Source organism: Alteromonas ponticola (assembly GCF_012911815.1).
Classification (GTDB): Bacteria; Pseudomonadota; Gammaproteobacteria; order Enterobacterales; family Alteromonadaceae; genus Alteromonas; species Alteromonas ponticola.
In genome coordinates, this window is record NZ_JAATNW010000005.1 from 178,416 (window position 1) to 200,741 (window position 22,326).

Annotated in this window: 23 protein-coding genes and 1 riboswitch; of the genes, 14 read left to right on the plus strand and 9 right to left on the minus strand. The window is 46.3% G+C overall.

Going from position 1 to position 22,326, the window contains the following annotated elements; genetic code table 11:
• Positions 1-20: 20 nt before the first annotated feature.
• Together HCJ96_RS10080 and HCJ96_RS10085 are read left to right on the plus strand one after the other, a co-directional pair.
• Positions 21-692, plus strand: coding sequence for an HAD family hydrolase (locus HCJ96_RS10080; RefSeq protein WP_169210926.1), 672 nt, complete (start codon positions 21-23; stop codon positions 690-692).
• A gap of 77 nt (positions 693-769) precedes the next feature.
• Positions 770-2,074 carry a YfiM family lipoprotein gene (locus tag HCJ96_RS10085; RefSeq protein ID WP_169210927.1) on the plus strand — a complete coding sequence of 435 codons (1,305 nt, stop codon included), beginning with the start codon at positions 770-772 and terminating at the stop codon, positions 2,072-2,074.
• Here HCJ96_RS10085 and HCJ96_RS10090 read toward each other — a convergent pair.
• Positions 2,060-2,371, minus strand: coding sequence for a hypothetical protein (locus HCJ96_RS10090; RefSeq protein ID WP_169210928.1), 312 nt, complete (start codon positions 2,369-2,371; stop codon positions 2,060-2,062). The two genes, HCJ96_RS10085 and HCJ96_RS10090, sit on opposite strands and share 15 nt — an antisense overlap.
• Positions 2,372-2,545: 174 nt before the next feature.
• Between HCJ96_RS10090 and HCJ96_RS10095 the strand changes: the two genes are divergently transcribed.
• The gene (locus HCJ96_RS10095; protein WP_169210929.1) at positions 2,546-2,737 is read left to right on the plus strand and encodes a putative motility protein; all 192 of its coding nucleotides are present in this window, start codon (positions 2,546-2,548) and stop codon (positions 2,735-2,737) included.
• A 24-nt stretch (positions 2,738-2,761) separates the two neighbouring features.
• On the opposite strand, the gene epmB is transcribed toward HCJ96_RS10095, so the two are convergent.
• Positions 2,762-3,787, minus strand: a complete 1,026-nt coding sequence (gene epmB / locus HCJ96_RS10100) for an EF-P beta-lysylation protein EpmB (protein ID WP_169210930.1) — start codon at positions 3,785-3,787, stop codon at positions 2,762-2,764.
• Positions 3,788-3,822: 35 nt separating this feature from the next.
• Between epmB and efp the strand changes: the two genes are divergently transcribed.
• From efp to HCJ96_RS10125, 5 genes are all read left to right on the plus strand, one after another.
• Entirely contained in the window at positions 3,823-4,392 is a 570-nt protein-coding gene (efp, locus tag HCJ96_RS10105) for an elongation factor P (protein WP_169210931.1), read from the plus strand.
• A 63-nt stretch (positions 4,393-4,455) separates the two neighbouring features.
• The gene (epmA, locus tag HCJ96_RS10110; RefSeq protein WP_169210932.1) at positions 4,456-5,427 is read left to right on the plus strand and encodes an elongation factor P--(R)-beta-lysine ligase; all 972 of its coding nucleotides are present in this window, start codon (positions 4,456-4,458) and stop codon (positions 5,425-5,427) included.
• A gap of 96 nt (positions 5,428-5,523) precedes the next feature.
• Positions 5,524-6,018, plus strand: coding sequence for a GNAT family N-acetyltransferase (locus HCJ96_RS10115; protein ID WP_343034702.1), 495 nt, complete (start codon positions 5,524-5,526; stop codon positions 6,016-6,018).
• Between the two features lie 97 nt (positions 6,019-6,115).
• Positions 6,116-6,964: a hypothetical protein gene (locus HCJ96_RS10120; RefSeq protein ID WP_169210934.1), complete on the plus strand. Its 849-nt coding sequence runs from the start codon at positions 6,116-6,118 to the stop codon at positions 6,962-6,964.
• 264 nt (positions 6,965-7,228) lie between these two features.
• A complete protein-coding gene (locus HCJ96_RS10125) occupies positions 7,229-8,161 on the plus strand; it encodes a hypothetical protein (RefSeq protein ID WP_169210935.1) in 933 nt (310 codons plus the stop codon).
• A 10-nt stretch (positions 8,162-8,171) separates the two neighbouring features.
• On the opposite strand, the gene HCJ96_RS10130 is transcribed toward HCJ96_RS10125, so the two are convergent.
• Together HCJ96_RS10130 and HCJ96_RS10135 are read right to left on the minus strand one after the other, a co-directional pair.
• Positions 8,172-8,783 carry a peptidylprolyl isomerase gene (locus HCJ96_RS10130; RefSeq protein WP_169210936.1) on the minus strand — a complete coding sequence of 204 codons (612 nt, stop codon included), beginning with the start codon at positions 8,781-8,783 and terminating at the stop codon, positions 8,172-8,174.
• Between the two features lie 20 nt (positions 8,784-8,803).
• Positions 8,804-9,997, minus strand: a complete 1,194-nt coding sequence (locus tag HCJ96_RS10135) for a methyltransferase (RefSeq protein WP_169210937.1) — start codon at positions 9,995-9,997, stop codon at positions 8,804-8,806.
• A 27-nt stretch (positions 9,998-10,024) separates the two neighbouring features.
• On the opposite strand from HCJ96_RS10135, the gene HCJ96_RS10140 reads away from it, so the two are divergent.
• The 3 genes from HCJ96_RS10140 (at position 10,025) to HCJ96_RS10150 (ending at position 11,760) form a co-directional block, all read left to right on the plus strand.
• Positions 10,025-10,648 (plus strand): alpha-ketoglutarate-dependent dioxygenase AlkB family protein, encoded by a 624-nt coding sequence (locus HCJ96_RS10140; RefSeq protein WP_169210938.1) that lies wholly within the window; start codon positions 10,025-10,027, stop codon positions 10,646-10,648.
• 2 nt (positions 10,649-10,650) lie between these two features.
• On the plus strand, positions 10,651-10,974 hold the full coding sequence (locus tag HCJ96_RS10145) for a BolA family protein (protein ID WP_169210939.1): 324 nt from the start codon (positions 10,651-10,653) through the stop codon (positions 10,972-10,974).
• 105 nt (positions 10,975-11,079) lie between these two features.
• Positions 11,080-11,760, plus strand: coding sequence for a phosphatase PAP2 family protein (locus tag HCJ96_RS10150; RefSeq protein ID WP_169210940.1), 681 nt, complete (start codon positions 11,080-11,082; stop codon positions 11,758-11,760).
• On the opposite strand, the gene HCJ96_RS10155 is transcribed toward HCJ96_RS10150, so the two are convergent.
• A complete protein-coding gene (locus tag HCJ96_RS10155) occupies positions 11,757-13,190 on the minus strand; it encodes a sensor domain-containing diguanylate cyclase (protein WP_169210941.1) in 1,434 nt (477 codons plus the stop codon). The two genes, HCJ96_RS10150 and HCJ96_RS10155, sit on opposite strands and share 4 nt — an antisense overlap.
• 392 nt (positions 13,191-13,582) lie before the next feature.
• Between HCJ96_RS10155 and HCJ96_RS10160 the strand changes: the two genes are divergently transcribed.
• Entirely contained in the window at positions 13,583-15,148 is a 1,566-nt protein-coding gene (locus HCJ96_RS10160; RefSeq protein ID WP_169210942.1) for a SulP family inorganic anion transporter, read from the plus strand.
• Between the two features lie 183 nt (positions 15,149-15,331).
• Here HCJ96_RS10160 and HCJ96_RS10165 read toward each other — a convergent pair whose 3' ends face one another.
• From HCJ96_RS10165 to ccoG, 4 genes are all read right to left on the minus strand, one after another.
• Positions 15,332-15,958, minus strand: coding sequence for a thiol:disulfide interchange protein DsbA/DsbL (locus HCJ96_RS10165; RefSeq protein WP_169210943.1), 627 nt, complete (start codon positions 15,956-15,958; stop codon positions 15,332-15,334).
• 117 nt (positions 15,959-16,075) lie between these two features.
• Entirely contained in the window at positions 16,076-17,998 is a 1,923-nt protein-coding gene (locus tag HCJ96_RS10170; protein ID WP_169210944.1) for a TonB-dependent receptor plug domain-containing protein, read from the minus strand.
• A gap of 60 nt (positions 17,999-18,058) precedes the next feature.
• Positions 18,059-18,310, minus strand: a riboswitch (cobalamin riboswitch).
• Positions 18,311-18,379: 69 nt separating this feature from the next.
• Positions 18,380-19,354, minus strand: a complete 975-nt coding sequence (locus HCJ96_RS10175) for a serine/threonine protein kinase (protein WP_169210945.1) — start codon at positions 19,352-19,354, stop codon at positions 18,380-18,382.
• A gap of 9 nt (positions 19,355-19,363) precedes the next feature.
• Positions 19,364-20,797, minus strand: coding sequence for a cytochrome c oxidase accessory protein CcoG (gene ccoG / locus HCJ96_RS10180; protein WP_169210946.1), 1,434 nt, complete (start codon positions 20,795-20,797; stop codon positions 19,364-19,366).
• Positions 20,798-21,076: 279 nt separating this feature from the next.
• On the opposite strand from ccoG, the gene HCJ96_RS10185 reads away from it, so the two are divergent.
• Both HCJ96_RS10185 and HCJ96_RS10190 read left to right on the plus strand, forming a co-directional pair.
• Positions 21,077-21,442 carry a hypothetical protein gene (locus HCJ96_RS10185; protein WP_169210947.1) on the plus strand — a complete coding sequence of 122 codons (366 nt, stop codon included), beginning with the start codon at positions 21,077-21,079 and terminating at the stop codon, positions 21,440-21,442.
• A 156-nt stretch (positions 21,443-21,598) separates the two neighbouring features.
• The gene (locus tag HCJ96_RS10190) at positions 21,599-22,123 is read left to right on the plus strand and encodes a DUF3016 domain-containing protein (protein WP_169210948.1); all 525 of its coding nucleotides are present in this window, start codon (positions 21,599-21,601) and stop codon (positions 22,121-22,123) included.
• Positions 22,124-22,326: the final 203 nt, after the last annotated feature.

Below are 22,326 nucleotides of genomic sequence, written 5' to 3' on the forward strand. Positions count from 1 at the left end.
AAAGCCTGATCATCAGTAATATGTCAGCTACTTCACCTCTAATCAAACACGCCAAGGCCGTACTTTTTGATCACGATGGTACGCTGGTGGACTCGGAAGAAACTCATTTCACACTATGGGCGGATATCCTTCGCCAGCACGGCGTAACCTTGTCGCGTCAATTTTACAGTGATGTCATGGCTGGCATTCCCGTGGCAAAAAATGCACAGGATGTGGTTTCCGCATTTTCACTTGATGTTAACGCTGACGAGCTCATTGAAGAAAAGCAACAACGCCTCCGAGACTTTCTTTCGCATCAAGCCTTTCCGCTAATGCCTGGATCCAGGGCTGTGGTAGAGCGATGCATTCAGCAAGGTCTACACTTGGCAATTGTGACCGGAGGCAGCCGTTTAGCAGTTGAAAAGACATTGAGTGAAAATGGTTGGCAAGATACGTTCTGCGTGACCGTTGCGGTTGAGGATGTGCGAGTGAGTAAACCAGCACCGGACTGCTATAAAAAAGCGCTTGCTTTATTGGGTATTAAGGCTGCTGAAGCAGTTGCACTCGAGGATACTGAACACGGTATGCAATCTGCACTGGATGCGGATCTTCGTTGCATTGTCATCCCCACTTCGCTTTCAAACGGGCAAGATTTTACGAATGCGTCGTTTAGGTACACTTCGCTTGATGCCTGTATGGCGAGTGAGTTTTAAGCGTATGCGTGAGTGATGTTTTTGTCTGACAACAGATTTTTTTTACGTAATGCTGCACCTAGTAAGGCGGTAATGTTGTGAAGATACTTCGCGGGTTATTGATAACAGTAAGTATATTGATTGTCCTGGTGTTGGTGTTGGTAGTTTTAGCTGTCGATAGCAAACCTGAGGTGGAAGCGACTGCACCGGAGCAAATTCATAATGCAGAAACAGTTAAACAGCTATTGTCGCAGATCAGTCAAAGCCTGAATGAACGCACCACCGAGCAAGAAATTAATATTTCAGAGGACCAGCTTTTAAGCATCGTTGGCTTTATCCAGCGAGCAAGCCCGCGGTTTAAGGGCAATGCTTTAATCGCCGACGAAAGCGCGTCTGTGTTTGCCAGTATCGCCCTGCCTAACGAGTTCACTCCGCTCTTCATCAACTTAGAAATAACCGTATTACCCGATGACAAGCTCAATGTCAGCCATGTAAAAGTGGGAAGCCTGTCGCTTTCTGGTGATCTTGCCGTGCTGCTGGTAGAAAGATTGGCAAATGCATGGACAAATAGTGATATCGCCACCCAGGCCAAACAGCAGATCACCCAGGTCTCCATTGGCCAAAACAGTGTTACCGTGAAATTAAAACCGCTTGATGCCTTCTTAAATAAACTGAATGAAATACGCACCGGCATCAATGTTGAGCAAGACGATGAACTTAGAGATTTAACCGCTTACTATCTGCGCTATGCGTCCTGGCAGGACATTGCGCTGGAAAAAAAACCCCAACCCTTTATCGACTATCTGAGTGCGGTCATGAAGCGCGCTCAGGAAAGGAGCTCGGCAGAAACCGCGGTGTTACATAACAAAGCGGCGATTCTTGGATTAGCTATTTTCATCGGGCATCATCGTATTGCTAATTTTGTCGGTGATGTACATCCTGATGCACAACGAGCACTTAAACCAGCATCGCCAGCATTATTAGGGGGACGAAACGACCTCGCGCGTCACTTTATCATTTCAGCTGCCCTGAAAGTGTTGAGTGAGCAGGGCGTTTCACTGGCCATAGGGGAATTTAAAGAACTCATGGACCGGGCCATGGGCGGAAGCGGTTATAGCTTTGTCGATTTGATGGCTGATATGGCCGGAATAAAATTTGCCAATATTGCCACTAAACCAGCCACCGCAGTGCGACTGCAGGAGGTGATGAGGCAAATAACTGATGAATCCATGTTATTACCCTCATATGCAGGATTGCCTGAAGGGTTAAGCAAGCGTCAGTTCGAAGCTGATTATGGTCGTGTAGACAGTGAAGCCTATCGCCAACGTGTTAATGACATCGAGCGACGCCTGGCAGAGCTAACTTTGTATCAGTTAGATACGGAGGTTTCATTTGCGCAGTGAGGCCTGAAACTGGTTAATAGTGGTTAACAACTGTTCAAGCTTTTGCACCAGCGCGGGCAACTGCTGTTTAACGGTTTCCTCATCTTTCTCCTGCAAAGTGTTCCACTCAGTGGCCACTTCTTCCACGTAAGGACCAAACCTTTTCGCCTGGGTAGAAAACCCGCTTTGCTCAGGAAAAATAGCCTGAAATTTTCCTTTTTGTTCTCGCTGTAATGCGTCAAGCGCGGTGTCAGCGTCGATTGCTTTTCGATATAGAACCTGCAGGGTTTCCTGCAGAGCCTGAATGATGTTTTCCATGGCGGTATCTTTTGTTGCTGTGAAATCGGCTGCATAGTAGCTTAAATAGCGTGTTCACTCCATCGCGAACACCTTCTTTTCGCTGCGCGCTAAAGAGTTGTGTGATCCTGCCGATATAAACAAAAGCGGGTAATCCTGCCCGTTTTTGTAATGCTTAAGCAAAGAGGAAGTGGTATGGATCTACAAGGTGTAAGTGCCTCGGGAACCGGTGCGGCGCTTGAGTTGGCATCTCTTAAAATGGCTAAAAACCAGCAAAAACAAGAGGGTCAAGCGACGCTTCAACTGTTAGAGTCTTCTGCAGTTGACGTACCTAAATCTTCATCCGCAAATCCAGCTGTAGGTGCCAACATCAATACCTACGCGTGATTTGAACTGGTGATAAGCCAGAGATTACGGGTGTAAATGTAAGTCTATAGGCGTTTTGCCAGGTTGGCCGCCAATCTCTCTGACGAGCTTGGGGACCAGAAATCCTGGCTGGCGCTTTATCAATTCTGCCATGATGTGCCGCGCTTTATCATCGCTCACCTCAAAATGCGCCGCACCCTGAACTTTGTCCAGCACGTGTAAATAATAGGGTAACACACCGGCGTCAAATAACGCTTCATGCAAAAGCTCTAGCGAATCAGCACTATCGTTTATTCCTTTAAGCAACACAGCCTGATTTAACAAGGTTACCCCAGCTTGCCTTAATCTACGCAGATTTTGCTTGAGATCCTGGCTGATCTCATTTTTATGATTTGCATGGATGACCAGAATTTTTTGTAAGGGTAGACGTGCAAACCAATCAAAAAACTCATTATTAAGTCTGTTTGGTATAACAACCGGTAGTCGGGTGTGAAGACGCAAGCGTTTAATGTGTGAAATATTCGCAATCTGCTCCGCCATCCAGGCGAGTTGAAGATCCTTTGCCATTAACGGATCGCCACCTGAAAATATAACCTCATTAATTTCGTTGTTCTGCTTAATGTAAGTGAGTACTTGCTCAAACTCTTGCTTATTAATTGCGTTGTCGCTGTAGGGAAAATGTCGTCTGAAACAATATCGGCAGTTAACCGCGCAACCACCCCGCACTATCAATAAAACACGGCTCTTGTATTTATGTAAAACGCCCTGACCAGCGGTATCATGTTCAAGCAATGGGTCGCTGCTAAACCCTTTTGCCTGTGTAAACTCCGCTGCCAGTGGAAAAACCTGGTTCAATAATGGGTCATCAGGATCCGATTGTCGCATCAGCGAGGCAAAATGCTGCGGCACGCGCATTGGAAAAAGTCGTCGCGCTTCGATATGGTGGGTAAAGTCGTCCACTGGTAAGTTCAAATAGTGCAATAACTGAACCGGGTCGGTAAAGCTGTCAGCTAACTCTTTTTGCCAGTTATGCTCTACACCAGCACGATTTTTAGGTATTATTTGCGCCACTAAATTTTTACACCTTTTATTCAGTCAGAGGAATTATGGCTAATTACAGTACAAACGAATTCAAGGGCGGTCTGAAAATTATGTTAGACGGCGAACCTTGTAACATCCTTGAAAATGAATACGTAAAACCTGGTAAAGGCCAGGCCTTCAATCGTGTGAGAATTCGCAAGTTGATTTCCGGTAAAGTACTGGAAAAGACGTTTCGTTCTGGCGAAACCGTTGAAGGTGCAGATGTTCTCGACACCGAACTTGCATATCTGTACACAGACGGTGAATTCTATCACTTTATGAATAACGAAACATTCGAACAAATTGCTGCCGATGAAAAAGCGGTGGGCGACAACGTAAAGTGGTTAAAAGAAAACGACGTTTGTACCATTACCCTGTGGAATGGTTCACCTATTACGGTGACGCCGCCTAACTTTGTGGAATTAGAAATTACCGAAACTGATCCTGGACTAAAAGGCGATACCGCGGGTACAGGTGGCAAGCCTGCTACATTAAGCACGGGCGCGGTGGTTCGCGTGCCGTTGTTTGTGCAAACGGGCGAAGTCATTAAAGTGGATACCCGTTCCGGCGAATATGTTTCCCGTGCACAAAAGTAAAGCATAACCAGTATCAAGTAATAACCATTAGCGCCAGCACTTTACTGGCGCACCATTACCTTTATGACTCATACCTGGCAACCAACTGCATCGCTTTCAAACATTCGTGCTCGAGCTGATCTGTTGCACTCTGTTCGTCAATTTTTCGCTGCACGCAACGTACTGGAAGTTGAGACACCGCTGTTGTCTAACGGCACCGTAACAGACATTCATCTGGCTGCGTTTTCCACCCGCTTTGAGCATGCCTCTGACGGTAAAACGAAAACCCTTTATCTGCAGACCTCGCCGGAATATGCGATGAAACGCTTGTTGTGCGCTCAGGTGGGTGCCTGCTATCAAATTGGCAAGGCGTTTCGTCATGAAGCGGAGGGACGCTGGCATAATCCGGAATTTACCATGTTGGAGTGGTATCGACCTGGTTTCAATCATCATCAACTGATGGATGAAATGGATGAGTTATTACAGCTCGTTCTCGCAACTGGTTCGGCTGAACGGAAAAGTTACCAGCAGGTTTTTTTAGATCAGCTTCAGCTCGATCCGCTTACTGCCACAACGGCATCACTGCAACAGGTGTTAACCGCTCACGATATTGATGTTCATGGTGACATGGCGTTAGATAAAGATACCCTGCTGCAATTACTTTTTAGTTACCTGATTGAGCCTGCGATTGGTCAACAAGTACCCTGTTTTATTTATGGCTTTCCGGCCAGCCAAGCTGCGCTGGCAAAATTGAGTCAGCATGATGAACGGGTAGCAGACCGTTTTGAGGTGTATTTTAAAGGCGTGGAGCTGGCTAATGGGTTTAATGAACTTAGCGATTCAGATGAACAGCGTCGGCGATTCAATAACGATGTTGCTCAGCGCAAGCAACTGGATCTGCCAGAGGTTGAACATGATGAGCGTTTTCTGCAGGCACTGGAGTCCGGACTGCCTCAATGCGCCGGCGTTGCTTTGGGTATCGACAGGTTGTTAATGCTTAAAGTGAATGCCAGTCATATTGAACAAGTTATCAGTTTCCCACTATCACGCGCCTAGCCAATGTTGCTATGTTTATCGTACACGTCGTTTGTTATGTATTTAATGAAAAACTATACAATGATAAATGATTTTTAATACCGATTGAGCAAATACGTGAATACTCCATTGATTTTTAGGAAGTTACACTTGGATGACACTCAGTTCATCATTGAGCTGCTCAACGATCCTTTGTGGCTACAGTACATCGGTGATAGAGGAATTTACAGCGAGGCCGATGCCAGACGCTATATCGAACAGAGCCTGCAGCATTTTGACACTCATAAATATGGCTTATGGGCCGTGCAGCCGCATTTTGGAGAACCGCTCGGCTTGTGCGGGCTAATCAACCGCGGGGTGTTTTCGTGTCCCGACTTAGGGTTCGCGTTTTTACCTAAAGCGAGAGGAAAGGGAATAGCGGCAAAAGCAGTGAGCGAGGTAATCAGGCGAGCCAGAGACCAGTTCCACTTTCCGTATTTAACCGCGGTGTGTGATCCTGACAATCAACGCTCAATAACACTTTTACGTAACAACGGATTTAACCGCTATGGCCGCTACTTTTTTCCTAAAAGTCAGCAGTCGACCTGTTTTTATTGGTTAAATCTAATATAAGCCATTGACTGTAAATTAAATTTAATAAAAAAACTGAGCGAGCAGGGGGATTCTCAACTAGCGTTAAATTAAATCTATATATCATGGAAGACTGCCAATGAAACGGCATCGTTATTTAAGGCTGGTTAAATCAATTGGCGCACTAATCTTGCCCTTAGCGACGGTGGTGCTGACGCTCTCGTCTTTGTCAGTTGCCGGCTACCTGTTTCAAATTGAGTTTTTCTACCGGCCTATTGAAAATGGGCCAGCAACACATCCATTTACTGCGCTGTGCTTTTTCTTCACTGCAATTGCATTACTGGGAAACTATCCTACCTATCGCTCCGGCCTGTTACAAAATATCAGTGCGGTAATAGTCCTTGTGCTGTTGTCAGTCTGGGTTGTTAGCGAAGTTTTTGACCTTACACTGGTAGGCAAGTTTACGCCATTTTTAGACATCGTCGAGGGCGATCTTGAGCAGGGAAACCAGAACAGCTTAGGGCTAAACACTGCTGCGATGCTGACTTTTGTGACTACCGCTATTCTTAGTTGTCGTTTGAATTACCTATTGGCAGCTTTGCTGCTAGCGACAGCAGGATTCGCGATCCCATTTGCTGCGTTATTCGGGTATGCCATTGATGCGCCGTTTCTTTATGGTGATATGTCGTTTATGACACTGACGATGGGATTGTTCAGCACTTTTGTAGGTATCGCAACGGCCTCACAAACTATTCTTGTTAAGAAGCAACGCCACGATCAGCTCAAGCTTGTATTGTCTTTAGGTTTAACACTGGTTTGTGCGGTCTCCCCTATTATCATCAGTGTGCTACTTTTTACTACTGTAATCACTGACAAAGGCAATCCGTTCGGCTTATTAATACTTGCTATTTGCTGGCTGTTAATACAAATGATTGGGCTGTTTATCTACGCAGTGGAAAATGTTGAGGTAGAAAAAGCCCGTTTCTAAAGATAGTTCTGCATCGCCAGCATCACCTTTCGGTAAATGAGATTAATTTAGTTCACAAAAGTAGTCTATTCTTATAAAGAAACCATCTAAATAACCACTGAATGTTGGCGAAGCATGCTAAATGCTTTTGCTATAGGTGTAATTGAAGTAGGTATTGAGGTGTAAAAAATGAATATCACGCGGTGGCGGAGTCTAACGGACACTCGATGCCGCATAGCTTGCAAGGATTTACGACTCGCTTTAGTTTGCAGTGTAATGCTGCTTATGCTGTTAAGACCGCTGGCAGCAAAGCCGGATGAGCAAGCTGATGTTATTCGAATACCACAACATGACGCCGGTAGTGAACTGTTTGATTACTATCACGGCCTGTTGATCATGGCTCTGGAGATAACAGAAGATGCATACGGTAAAACCATCGTAGAGGTTGAAGACATTCCTACGCAGCAAAAACGACAACAGATGGGCTTGAAAAGCGCAACAACCGATGTGATTTGGGGAATAAATACGGAGGTACAGGAAGAAGAATTTATTGCGGTACCATTCCCACTTTCCGCAGATTTATTCAGCTACCGAATGTTAGTCGTCAATGCAGAAGACACACGTTTTCGCGAACCCTTATCTAAGCAAAAACTGAAAGCCATGAAAGCCGTGCAGGGGCATGACTGGCGTGATTTTGACGTGCTCAAGGACAATGGTTTTAAAATATCTGGAGCCGACTACCATATGACCTATCGATTACTGGAAACCGGGTTCGTCGATTATTTTCCACGCTCCATCCTTGAAGTATGTGAAGAGTTAGATAGCCATCCCAAAGCAGTTATTTATCCTCATGTGGCGCTTTACTACCCCAACGTTATCCGCTTTTACACAAATAAGCAAAGAGCTACGTTGGCTAAACGACTAGAGCAGGGGCTGAACAAAGCGTATGCAGACGGTGTCGTGTTGCACAGGCTGATGGCGCAGCCTTTCTTCCGCGATTTTGCTGCGTTAATTTACCAAAAGCGCATTATTAAGTTAAAGTCTGATGTAAGCGCTCAAACAAATGCTCTGCTTTCGCACCCCCTGATTGACGAGGTTAACGACGTCATAAGTGCGCTGCCAGAGGAGTGGTATCAACCTGAAAATAGCGGTCGCTGTGATTGGCGGGAGAGTGACGTTCCACCGCCAACCGAAGATAGTAGTCAACCAAGCAACTAGCCCTAGGGGCTTACTGTGGCGGCAGAACCGACGCTTTTTTGAGAATAATCATTTCTTTTGGTGCATTTTGCTCGCCTAAGGCCACAAGGTATTCTGTCTCAACTTCCGCCATCTTGTCGGCGATTGCTGAACCTTCCACTATCATGCCAAATACAGCATAACCCCAATTTCTACCCGGATTTAAACTTTCATTATCATTCACATTGAGAAAAAACTGACGGGTGGCAGAGTGCGGTTCATTCTGGCGTGCCATTGAAATGGTGTGCAGGTCGTTAGTTAGACCATTACCCGACTCATTAAAAATAGGATCGTAAGTGACTTTCTGCTCCAGTTCCGGAGAATAACCTCCCCCTTGCACCACAAAGCCCGGGACCACGCGATGGAAGATGGTGTTATTGTAGAGCCCGTTGGCGGTATAACGAAGAAAATTGTTTACCGTGATAGGCGCGCGACGGCGATCAAGTTCCACGATGATATCACCCATTGATGTTTCCAGTTTGACTCTGGGGTAATAATTATCTGGTTGTACTTTTGCACCATCATCAATGGGTTTAGCTAATGCCATCGATGACGCAAAACCGAGACAGATTATTAGACACGTGGCGAAGAGATGTTTCAACATTTTTTGATTCCTTTTTTACCTCACCGTTTCACGGCGCTTAAAATAACAAACTTTTGATTACTGGCGATAAGCTTAACGCCCCCATATATTCGCTTCAACTTGCCATGGTAATCCAGATGCCGATTTCCAACGACCAGCAGGTTACCCCCTCTGGCCAGAATGTCTCTGGCATCTTGAAACATCTGCCAGGCAATATGGTCGGTGATAGCATTTTGCTGATGAAATGGCGGGTTGCAAATCACCTTAGTTACCGGCGATGTATCTTGCGAGTTGATTAACTCTTCTAAACAGTTGCTGGCAATGAACTGACAGTTTGCTAGCTGAAGTGGAAAGTTATCCTCTACATTTTGTTTCGCTGATGCCAGCGCCATGAATGATTCATCGACAAAACAAACTTTCACACCATTCGTCTGTGATAACGCATGCAGGCCCAAAATACCGTTACCACACCCTAAATCAACCACATGATCTGACGCTTCAACATGCATGTGTTCAAGCATTATGCGTGCACCGATATCGATTGACTGACTGGAGAACACGTTGGCATGATTACTCAGGCGTAGCCCGGTGCCATCTGGCAGCGTATGTTGCCAGACACTGGGGTAGGGTGAAGGCGGGGGCGAAGTACATTTGGCGTCAGTCGGTAATGCGAAAACTAAGCGGGATTTTTTCCTGGCAAGGGACGTACTGGTGGGGCCAACGTATTTCTCGAACAGCTGCAACACATTACGTGTAATACTTTTTGCCTTGGCCGCAGCAATAACAATGGTTTCAGGGGTGGCGACCTGCATTAGTGCAATCAACTGATGTTCAAGCAAGCTGAGTGTGCGTGGAATTTTAATAATGGCGAGCGATGGCGTGTCCGTCAGTGCAGCGACACTGGTTATTGCTGTTACCGGTTGCTGTACAAGCTTTTCGCCAGACAGGGAGACCGCGTGAGCGTTGGCTGCCAGGTTTTCATGCAATGAACGGTGGGCGATCCAGGAATCAGACACCCATACCGGGTTACAGTGTGCAAACCAGCAGCCCAGTGCACCGAAATCGTCGTTAAATACCACCATACGCTGTAGCCGTTCAGGCTCGACAGATTCAATGATATAATCAATCAATAATTCGTCTGCGCTGTCCCACGCCTGCAAGCTGACGTGCTGCGATTTAGCAGGGTAGCGGATCAGTTGTAAAGTCTGATCACGAAACGAAAATGTTGTGTTCATTTTTATCAGTTCTATTGAGGAGCGAAGTTGAAGCAGCAAGGCTTATTTGAGCAATCAACCGTAGATGGCGAAAGTTTACCTCTTCCTGATGCAGATGTAACTTATTATGCAAACTGGTTATCTCAAGAAATGGCCGATGAATTGATGCAAAAGCTAAAAGGCGGAATTAACTGGCAGCAGGAATCAATCACGCTTTATGGTAAACGCCATAGGGTGCCCAGATTGCAGGCGTGGCATGGTGATTCTGAGTGCCTTTATCAATATTCCGGACTGACATTAGAGCCAAAACCCTGGGATACGCCGCTGACTTTTCTGAAAAACCGTTGTGAAAGCTTAATCGGCAGCAGATTTAACAGTGTGTTGCTGAATTGGTATCGGAATGGGCAGGACAGCATGGGCCTACACGCTGATGATGAGCCGGAACTGGGCAGGCAACCTGTTATTGCTTCTGTAACGCTGGGGGCAGAAAGAGCCTTCATTTTTAAGCACCGAACCTTGTCTCAGCGACACACGATAACACTGCATCACGGCAGTTTGCTGATAATGGCAGGGTCAACACAACAACATTATCTGCACGGCATCAACAAGACCGTCAAGCCGGTAGGTGATAGAATTAATTTAACATTCCGCTATATACATCCACAGGATTGAAAATGCAGGTAAAACCGTTTATTGAATCAACTCTTACTGCGAATCTTCAGCCAATTGTTCTTGAGGTGCTGGACGAAAGCTTTATGCACAATGTTCCAGCAGGGGCGCAGAGCCATTGGAAAGTTACCGTTGTCAGCGAAGCATTTTCAGGTCTTCGCCTGATACAACGGCACCGAAGAATAAATGAGTTACTTAGTGAGGCGCTCGCGGGCCCGGTCCATGCGCTGTCATTACATACATTTACCCCACACGAGTGGCAACAGCGGGGAGAAAGTGTCACCGCCTCGCCGCAATGCCTTGGTGGCAGCAAAGATGCATCCAGTTAAATATATTAAGGGTGACGAACGATATTCTGAATGAAGACAGCCTTTGTGCTGATCACTTTATTTGCTGAACAGGTACAAAAAGAAAACATTTTTTAGCGGGTAGTTATGGTCACTGACAGATCAACCTTGTTTTCTCCTAGAACACTTCTTCTTGTATGGCTCATTAGCGGATTATGCTGGGGCTTTTTACAGCTTGCCATGGTCATCATGGCTGGTGAAACCTTTGCCATTGATTCCACGATCATGTATGCGTTGCGAAGTGGCGCTGATTTATCTGATCCTGTCGGGCCTGGGTGGTTAGAAGAGATCATGCGCGATGCCACTGCGCTGGGTAGCAACTGGCTTTTAATAGCGATTACCCTGGTGGTCGCCTGGTATTTAGTATTGATAGATCGAAAGCGTATGGCTGCTTTTCTCATTCTCGCCATTATTTCGGGTATTGCGGTCAGTTTTGCGTTGAAACTGGGCTTTTCCCGTCCACGGCCAGACCTGGTTCCTCATCACACGCGTATTTATACCAGTAGCTTTCCATCAGGTCATGCGATGATGTCAGCGGTGACTTACCTCACCCTGGCCGGGCTGTTGGCGCAGATACAAAGCCGTCGCGTAATAAAGGCCCTGGTGTTTTTCGTAGCTATTTTCACCATGGTGCTGGTGGGAGCTTCACGCGTCTATTTGGGTGTACACTGGCCCAGCGACGTGGTGGCAGGATGGTGTGCGGGGGCATTCTGGGCAATGATGTGCTTTCACGTCGCCAAATTTTTCCGCCTGCGGCGCGCAGATTAGCCTTTTCGTAATATCTCCGGGTGTCCATCTACTTTCGCTTCCTGCTCCTGGCGCTCGGAATGCCAGGTACGGGTAGGTCGTTGCACACGGTTTCTGCCTGAACGCTTGGCCAGATACAGGGCCGCGTCGGCACTTTTAATCAGTTCATCGCCATCAGAGACTGATGTAGGTGTCAGGCTAGACACGCCTAAGCTAGCGGTGACTGTCACATGGTCACCATCGGCAAGTCGAAACGGGGTATTACTGATATCCTTGCGGATATCTTCGGCCAGTTCAAACGCTGAATGCTCTGCTGTATCCGGCAACAGCACCGCAAATTCTTCCCCGCCGTAACGTGCGGCTACATCTGCAGGGCGGCTGATAAATTTGCGAATACTGGCAGCAACCTGTTCGAGGCATTTATCGCCCGTCTGGTGCCCATATGAATCATTGAATGATTTAAAAAAATCAATATCCAGCATAATCAGACTCATCGTTTTTCTTTCACGCGTGGCACGCCTGATTTCTTCCGCTAAGCGTTCGTCAAATTCTCTACGGTTAGATAATTGAGTCAACTTGTCAATTGAGGCAATTTTTCGTAACTCTCGGTTCTGGTCAATCACCCTTAAATAAAGTGCCATGGTGTCGAGCAATAACGCTACAAACACTGACCCAGAGGAGATAAGGCTAAGCACCCGGGCTGCATACCAACCCACGCTGAAGCGGGAGCCGGAATAAACCGAAACTATGCCTTCACAAAATGCGGCCAGCATGGCTACCGCCAACCAGGCATAAATATCAGTTTGAAAACGACCTTTTACTACCACCATAAAAAGCGCAGCTGCACAGCTGATGGCTACCAGCGGACCGATGACCTGAGTCAGAAGGTTGCCAAACTGGTTGTCGGTGCCCACCATCTCTGGGAAGGAAACCCAGCCGAATAATGAAAAAGAAAGTACGATGGCAATAATGATGAGTTCAGCGGTGTACAGATACCAGGCCCAGAAAACAGGGCGGTGGGTTATCACAGGATTGGAGCCATTTAATCCCAACGCAATTGCAATGATGACAGGAAATCCTACATGCCAGAATGTCCATAGCCAGGATGCCTCTTTACCGCCAGCTCTGAATGATGAAGTGAGCGAAATGGTGTCATTCAGCAGCATGATTTGGACAGGTGAAATCAGCGCTACCCACAAATAGGCCATGGAAAGAAATGCGTAAGTAAAGCGGCCAGTGCGTAAGAATTGCGATAGTAACAGTAGCGAGGTAATGACTTCGAAAATAAATACCGCAGTTCCGTAAGATCCTAGAAAGGAGGGCGAAACTGTGCCTTCCGCTGTCCCATTAACAATAGCCCAGCCACTGCCCAGCAACAGTATAATGCTGACAATTGCGATACTGATGTATTGCTTTGTACCGGGTTGGATATCTAACTGTCTTACAGGCATTTTAACGTTTCGCGAACTTTTAAGGTTAAATTTTTTTTAATAATTACTTGCAAGCAAGAACTTTGCCCATTGGGACAGAAAAGGCGATAAACACAAAAAACGCAGACGATATGGTTAACACACAAGTACGAATTCAAGCGGTAATTGATACGACATTTGTCTCACTGCGGGTTCAAAACGCGGGCAGTGATTGCTGAAAAGATACGCACCATAGAATGCATCAATGGAGATGCGAGCCGGGTTGCATCTGCAACGCTGTATACCGGCTAAAGGGTGGCAAAATGTAAGAAAAGCAGGAAATTCGCTAGTTTAACATTCTGTTAAAAGATTTTAATCCTTGCGCGTGATAGTATTAGCGCCGCTAAATTTCGAGAATAATCAAGTGAAAAGACATGTTTGATATCATAACCCGCCGCGACGGTAACGTTAAGAATGACGTGCTGTCGGGCATTACCGTCGCACTGGCATTAGTGCCCGAAGCGGTCGCCTTTGCGTTCGTGGCCGGGGTAGAACCCATGATCGGTTTATATGCAGCATTTATGATGGGGCTGATCACATCTGCCATCGGGGGCAGACCGGGCATGATTTCTGGCGCTACCGGCGCTATGGCGGTGGTCATGGTGGCTCTGGTGGCAAATCATGGCGTGCAATATCTGTTTGCCGCGGTGGTTTTAGCCGGAGTTCTGCAAATTCTATGTGGCGTGTTTCGACTGGGCAAATTTATACGTCTGGTGCCATACCCCGTGATGCTGGGCTTTGTAAACGGCTTAGCTATAGTAATATTTCTGGCTCAGCTGGGCCAGTTTCAAGTATTGAGTCCGGCGGGCACAGTCGAGTGGATGCAAGGTAGCATGCTTGCCTGGATGGTGGGGTTAGTGGCCCTGACTATGGGGATCATTTATTTCCTACCTAAGTTAACCACCGCCATTCCGGCCTCGCTGGTCGCCATTGTCACTGTGACTCTGCTGGTTCACGGCTTGGATTTGGAAGCACGTACGGTAATTGATTTTGTACGTGATCTGCTCCCTGCTGAGCAACGTGACAGTGCAACTTTGGCGGGAGAGCTTCCCAGCTTCGCCATTCCTATGGTCCCTTTGACCTGGGAAACATTTATGATTGTACTGCCAACATCGGTCATTTTATGCCTGGTGGGCTTAATTGAATCATTATTGACACTCTCGTTAATCGATGACATGACCGATACCCGCGGACGTGGTAATCAAGAGTGCGTAGGTCAGGGCGTCGCTAACACGGTTAACGGCTTCTTTGGTGGCATGGGTGGCTGCGCAATGATTGGTCAAAGTATGATCAATATCAATTCTGGTGGTCGCGGCCGTCTTTCGGGAATAACTGCCGCATTGGTGTTACTGGGCTTTATCTTATTCGCTGCGCCGCTGATTGAAATGATCCCGCTAGCAGCATTGGTTGGGGTGATGTTCGTGGTCGTAATTGGCACCTTTGAGTGGGCGTCATTCCGTATTATTCGCGGTGTAAACAAGGAAGATGCATTCGTTCTATTTCTGGTTACCGCGGTGACCGTGATTGCCGATTTAGCCATAGCGGTGGTTGTCGGGGTGATTGTTTCAGCGTTGGTGTTTGCCTGGAAACATGCTCGTCACATTGTTGCCGAGACACACATTGATGATGACGGCTGGAAAGTATACGAATTGAACGGGCCATTGTTCTTTGGATCAGTGTCACATTTTCGTGATTTGTTTAATATCGACAGCGATCCGGAACACGTGGTCATCGATTTTAATGAAAGCCGGATCTGGGATTCATCTGGTATCGATGCACTCGATACGCTGGCGGACAAGTACGAAGCTAAGGGCAAAAAATTGCACATTCGACACATCAGTTCAGAATGTCGTGGTCTACTCAATCATGCTGACAAGTTTGTTGAGATAAACGTAAAAGAAGATCCCCGTTACCGAATTATGTCGGACGAACTAGGTTAGTACTAACCAATAGACAATAAAAAAGGCGCGATAATTATCGCGCCTTTTTTTATTCAATTATCTCGTCTTAAACTACATTAATATAAAGAAATCCTCTTTATATCAACCAATTCCCAGACGACACCAACCTCTTTGAATACACACCACCGACACCCTATAGACTGTATTGGTTTTGCTGGATCGCTAGTTTTGTGAGGTTAGCCACACAATCAAATCAACCATATCATCAGGCGTCATATCACGGGTAAAAATTGGCTTGTATTTGCCGTTGATAATAAAAGTCGGCACGCCACTTAAATATTCGCGGTACATATCAACTTGCTGATTATTTTTCTTGAACATGCTGTTGACGCCAAAACTGTTGGCGAGTTTATCAAATTCAGCTTTATCAATACCATTGACCACAAAGATGTCTTTTAAATCTTTCATGCCAGTAACACTGCCGCGCTGCTTATGAATATAAGCAAAGATTGCTTCGTTGAGTTTTTCTTCCTGTTTGACGGCCTGTCCAATCATCATTGCGCGCGTGGCATCATCCTGAACGTCTGGTCCGGTGAAACGCATAAAATTCACGTGTACCTTGGTGAACTTGGCATCTTCTGCAAGCTTGCTTTTAATTTGGGCGACTAACGGCTCAAAGTTATAGCAGTGGGGACACCAGAATGAAAAAAACTCCTTAACTTCAGGTGACGCGGTCGCCTCTTCATCCAGTACTTCGAAATGTGTGCCTTCTTGCCATTTGGCTGGCTGAGCACAAGCCTGTAATGGAACTAAAATGGCCATCAACATTAGTAACGCAAACTTTTTCATCTTGTTTTTACCCTTATAAAAAAACCGCTTAAGATTATCACAGCGAAATTAACAGGCAAAGCGCCATACCGTCAATTGGTTAGCGCTTTACTTTACAGCAGCTGAAGACAGCTGCTATCAATCAGAATCCGCATATGTCAGGGTGAGAAGGATGCTTCGCCTCTCACCAGCGAAACCTACAATATTCTCGTAATCCTGATTCAGCGCATTCTCCACTCTGATGGACGTTGCCCACGCTGGAGTCAATTGGTAGTTAATATTAAATGATAATAATGAATAGGGCCTTAACGCCGCTGATTGCGAAGCAAACATCGGCGGTGGGAAATAAGCATCTTGTTGACTACCCGTGTAAGTCCATTTTACATAGGTGGACAGCTGCTCTGTTAGTGCTCCTGCGACCGATATCCCGCCGCTGTGGCGAGGCCGACGCAGTTCCACTTGTTCTGCGTTATCTGCCCCTTGGCTGGCATCAAGGTAGCTGTAGGTGGCGCGCCATGTCAGCGCACCCCAATCAAAAGACATTTCGCTGTCCAGACCGCTGCGGTCGCTGTTGAAAGCAGCATTCTGAGCAGTCATCAAACCCGAAGCAGGATCGAAGACAAAACCTAAAATCTCATCTTGTAATTCGGCTTGATACACACTCACCTGGCCTTGCAATGAAGGTGAAAGACGTGCGCGCAGTCCCAGCTCCCATTCCTGAATGTGCTCTGGTTGTAAGTTCTGATTACCTAAAAAAGTGCCAGGGAAATAACCAAACCGTTCCGTGAACGTGGGATTTTTGATGGCCTTACCGACACTTAAAAACGTCGTAAGGTGGGCATTATGTTGCCAGCTTATGCCACTGCGGTAACTGAACGCATTGTCAAATTCACTATTTTCGTCAAAGCGTGCGCCAACGGTTAAATCAATATTGTCAGATAACCTCGCTAATGACTCAACAAAAACACTGGCTGTTTGGTCATCCTGCTTTTGATTGGGATCGGCAAAACCGATGCTGCCCCGTTGTGTGTAAAGCCGTTGTAAATACTCTGCACCCACCACAACATCTACCTTATCCCATTGCATTGAATGGGTATTTGCAAATTGGAACCGCTCTGACTCCGCTGAAGAAGTAAACGTGCCAAGCTCAAAATTATCATTTTGATGGCGTGAATAGGTCCCTGATACAGATGTCGCATAATCAGACTGTGCTGGCGCGTAGGTTAAGTTGACCTTGGCTGTGGCTTGCTGGCCTTCGGTATAGTTATTGGCGTCAATCGGCAGGCCGGTCTCCATAAAATCGACCGTATCGTAATCGTTCTCAAAATTAACCAACCTTGCTATAGTACTAAACTTAATGTCATTGATCGCATACCGATAGTGAGCATTCACTGTGTTTCTTCTGTAGCCGTCCTTTTCATTGCCACTACGCGCTATATTGTCACCCTCGGTCGTTACGTGTTGCAAGGACACGGCATAGTGATGGGCGTTGGCGCGTCCATTTAAATTAGCATAGCCCTGTCGGGTATCTTTGTTGCCCGCTGAAACTGATGCACGCAGTCGGGCATCGTCAGCCTGGTGAGCAAGGGTTTGGATGTGCAGCACACCGCCAACAGCGCCGCTGCCCCACGCCGATGCCTGGGGACCCCGAATAAGTTCTATCTTAGCAACGTCTTTGATGTTTATATGGGCTAAATCAATAAGCCCCCCTTGACTATCATCATTGATGATGACGCCGTCTAAAATGACAAGTAAGTGGTTACTTTCATTGCCACGTAAGCGAATTTCGTTGAGTGCGCCCAGGCTTCCGGAAGAAGAAATGGCGACGCCTGGCAATCCTCTTAATATTTCGCTCAATTGTGTCGCACCGGATAACCGTATTTCTTCTTGAGTGATTACCGATAACGAAGCCGCGACTTCCTGTATATCGAGTGAAAGACGGCTACCCGTGATGGTGATTTTTTCGATTGATTCGTTTGCATTTGTAGTGAAAGCAGCGGTTTGTGTGGCAATAAAAATGCCACAAAGCGCCAAGGTTGGCTTTTGTGTGTGTAAACCCATTTTTAATTTTCCGATTTTACGCTCCCACCGAGCGTGATTGGTGTCAGATATCAGTCAGCGACTGAAGGTGTGGATCAGGCCGGTATCCGGGCTTACTCATATTGCAGTGCAATACCATTTTCCTTCCCATCCCTGCTGGCAATGAGCAAGTGACAGTGGCTGCTTGATGAAACCTAAAGGTAATAAGCAGTTAAATGAAACATCAACGTGGATCCTGTCAATGTAGAGTTCACCGTTGCGGGGGCAGCGTCAGTTTTTCACTGACTTCCCGTTTAACCTGCTAACGCAGGCACCAGATCAGGTCAGAGTATACCTGTTACCGAAAAATCAGAAAAGTGCACTTATAGAACAAAGTGTTACAGCATAATCAGAATTGTTTTATCAATACGGGCTCAATCTGAGTGGAGGTTCGTTAAGGGCCGAAAGCTGCTCTTTCAGTGCAAGAATCTGACCTTCCCAATACTTTTGCTCGGCGAACCACGGAAAAGCGCGGGGGAAAGCCGGATCTTGCCAGCGATTTGATAACCAGGCCATGTAATGGATCATTCGCATTGCGCGCAACGGTTCAATTAAGTTTAATTCTGTGGGGTTAAATTCACTGAATTCTTCATAAGCTTCAACCAGTGTTTCCAGTTGCAGTTGCTGTTGATTGCGGTCGCCACTTAGCATCATCCACAGGTCCTGAATTGCTGGTCCGCTGCGACAGTCATCCAGATCGACAAACGTGGGACCGTCACGCCAGAGTATGTTGCCGGCATGGCAATCGCCGTGCAAGCGTATCTCACCGTTCGTTGTGTATTGTCTTTTCACTGTGTCGATTATGGGATCAAGAATGGCAAATAACGCTGTTTGCAAATTATGTGGGACCAGTTCGCTGACTGACAATGCGGCGCGTGGAATATCCAGGTAGTCTGCCACTGATATTCTGGGGCGATGCGCAAAATTGCTGGCTTTAGCCACTTGATGGATACGACCGATAAACCGACCCATCCATTCGAGCTGATCGAGGTTATCCGCTTCAAATTGCCGGCCACCAACCGACGGGAAGACACTGAAACGAAAATGTTCATGGTGCAACAGGGTACGGCCGTCAAACGCCATGGGGGCCACCACGGGTATATCGGCACCAGCCAGCTCAAGTGCGAAGGCATGCTCTTCTTTAATGGCATCATCAGTCCACCGCTGAGGGCGATAGAACTTGGTTACCAGCCTGCGACCATCATCGTCCTGAAATTGATAGACGCGGTTTTCATAGCTATTAAGCGCCAGCAAGCCCGTACGCGGATAAATACCAACACTTTCCAGTGCGTTTAATATTGTATCAGGGTCAAGACCGCTGAAGTCGAAATCTGCCATTAATAAAATCTATCTATACAAAAAGTTAGTGGGTTCGCGAACTGAGATTAGTTCACCGTCGGCGGTTTGAGTGGATACATGAAAGTGAATTTCTGTCACCGGATCGGTCAGGTTGTATGCATCGGTCGCAATTGAAACGGGGATACTAAATATCTCCCCACCATTGACAGTCACCGTTTGCTCACCGATGAATCGATAATCAGGCAAACCATCCACGGCTATCTCATACTGTTGTCGTTGTTGTGATTTGTTGAGTATTTTCAACGTATAAACATTCTCGATTAAGCCATCATTGGTTTCACGATAAAGCGAGTTGCGATCGCGTATAATGTCGACTTCCAAAGCGGAGCGAAGCAAAAAGTTGGCGATTAATATACCCAGCATTACCACCATTACAAACGCATAGCCAATCAGTTTAGGTCGCAGGATCTTGGTTTCTCCCCCCTGCATTTGAGCTTCTGAAGAAAACCGAATTAAGCCTTTGGGATAGTTCATTTTTTCCATTACGCCATTACAGGCGTCAATACAGGCACCGCAATTGATGCATTCGTATTGGAGACCATTGCGAATATCAATACCGGTCGGACAAACCTGCACACAGAGATTGCAGTCGATACAATCGCCAAGACCCTTATCTGCCAGTTCACTGTGTGGAATCTTGCGGGGTCGGGGGCCGCGTCGTTCGCCACGGTTTACATCATACGCTACTGTGAGGGTGTCTTTATCAAACATGACTGACTGAAAACGTGCGTAAGGACAGATATGTGTGCACATTATTTCTCGCATCCATCCCGCATTACCATAGGTACAGGCTGCAAAGAATATGACCCAGGTGGTTGTCCAAAAGCCACTGCTGAAAGTGAAAAAATTAACGAATAGTGCGCTGATTGGCGTGAAGTAGCCAACAAAGGTCAGCGCGGTTAACAGCGCTACGACTACCCATGCCACATGCTTTAGCGCTTTACGAAAAAACTTGTCGGCATCCAGACTACGCTGATCCAGTGCCATCCGTTGATGGCGCGAGCCTTCAGTTTTCTGTTCAATCCAGACAAAAATATACGTCCAGGTGGTTTGCGGACACATAAACCCGCACCAGACTCTACCGGCAAAGGTGGTGACAAAGAAAAGCGCAAAGGCTGCAACGATAAAGATGTATGCGAGCAGGGTGAGATCTTGTGGCCATAAAGTTAATGCAAAAAGATTAAAGCGTTGTTCGTTCAAATCAAACAACACTGCCTGCTGACCGTTATATGAAAGCCACGGCAGCACCGCAAACAAACCCAGAAAAATAAACCCGAAATAGCGACGAAATGATTCGAGAGGGCCTGAAACAGAGCGCACATAAATACGGTTGCTCGACGAATAGCGAATTGACTGATCAGACCCGTCAGGTTGGTGAACTTTTACCGGAGTGACATCTTTTACCGGAATTCTTTCGCTCATTCAGAAGCCTCGATGAACAGGAAAATGCTTCAAGAGTATACCAGTTGATAACTATCAGGGCTAAGTGGAATTGGATTAAAATATAGGGTTATTACGCGAAATCGATGGCTGATCCCCAGCGCGCTGGTAGGGAGCACGCCATGTGACTTTAAGGTAAGCTTTAATAATGAAGATATAAAAGCGGATATTAAGGTATGAATCCGGTTATTTATTTTTTCGACAGCGCTGGCTATTCTCACTATCGGAAACGTGTTTGCGGAGCGCGGTGGAGGTTTTGATATGTTTCGCTCTTTAATTGTTCTGGCAGAAATAGCACTGTTGATTACTGTGCTTCAGACTCCTTTTGCCCAATATTTATTTAAAGACATTCAGGATACAGTGTCTGACTGGCTGGTTACTTTATCGGAGCTACCAGAGAAGCGTGCGCTGACGTCAATCCGCAACGATGCGACTCATCAGTTATCGTCGCTACGTCCTTTTCAGCAAGATTATTTGTACGAAATTACTGAGAGTCGTACATCGTTAAGTCATTTCCATTTGCAGTATTGCAAAGGAAAGGAAATCAATCCCTTTATCAATGGGCAAAATTTGTATCAATTCTGTTCGGTTATCCAGAAATCGACGCTTCTGGACGTGCCTTCCTAAATTCGTCTTTTGAGGAAGAGCCTTTGAGCAAGAGGCTGAGGCACTAGAGACGGTACTCGCTCAACTAAAGGTATATCATTGGTACGTTCAGGTTTTATTCATTTCCTGTCGCTATACTGTAAAGTGAAGAATAACTGTATTGTGTCGAGGTGGAAAATGCGTAAAATTTTGATAGGAGCACTACCCGCTCTGGCAATGTTAGGTGTTTCACCTGTGAATGCCGCAGAGTTAACCGTAAACTGGGACACACCTGAAGATTTCACAGATGTCAGGCCGGTAAACGAAAGTCGTAAAGGTTTCAGAGAGCGCACCCTGGCGTCGCTTGAAGAATATTTAGTTAAATTAGCTGCGACCCTTCCGTCTCAACAAAAATTAACCCTTACCGTCACTGATCTGGATTTAGCCGGTGAAGTGTGGCCTTCCAGTTTCGTGGGTTTGGGCAATACCAGTGCGGATGTCAGACTGGTGAAGCGTATTTACATTCCGCGCATGACGTTCAGCTATTCACTTGCCGATGAGACCGGCGCGCTGGTCAAAGAGGCTGACGTTAACCTGAAAGACATGGGGTTTATGGATGGCGTCTCTTCCAGATTCAAAGAGCATCCACTGGGCTATGAAAAACAAATGCTCAAAGAATGGTTCAATGATGAATTCAAACCCGAGCTTTCGGCAAAGTTGTAAATCGGTTTTTACACATTATGCCATCAAATGTCGGTTATTTTAACACCGGCATTTGATGGTTTTTTTATGCTTATTGCTTATTATCTAATAAGTTAATCTTTTCTAATCCCGATATCAGTGTCAAAATAATTTACAATCTTCTAAAATTACCCATCAAATCAGTCATTTTTACTTCCATTTGCTGCTTTTTATCCACTTGAATT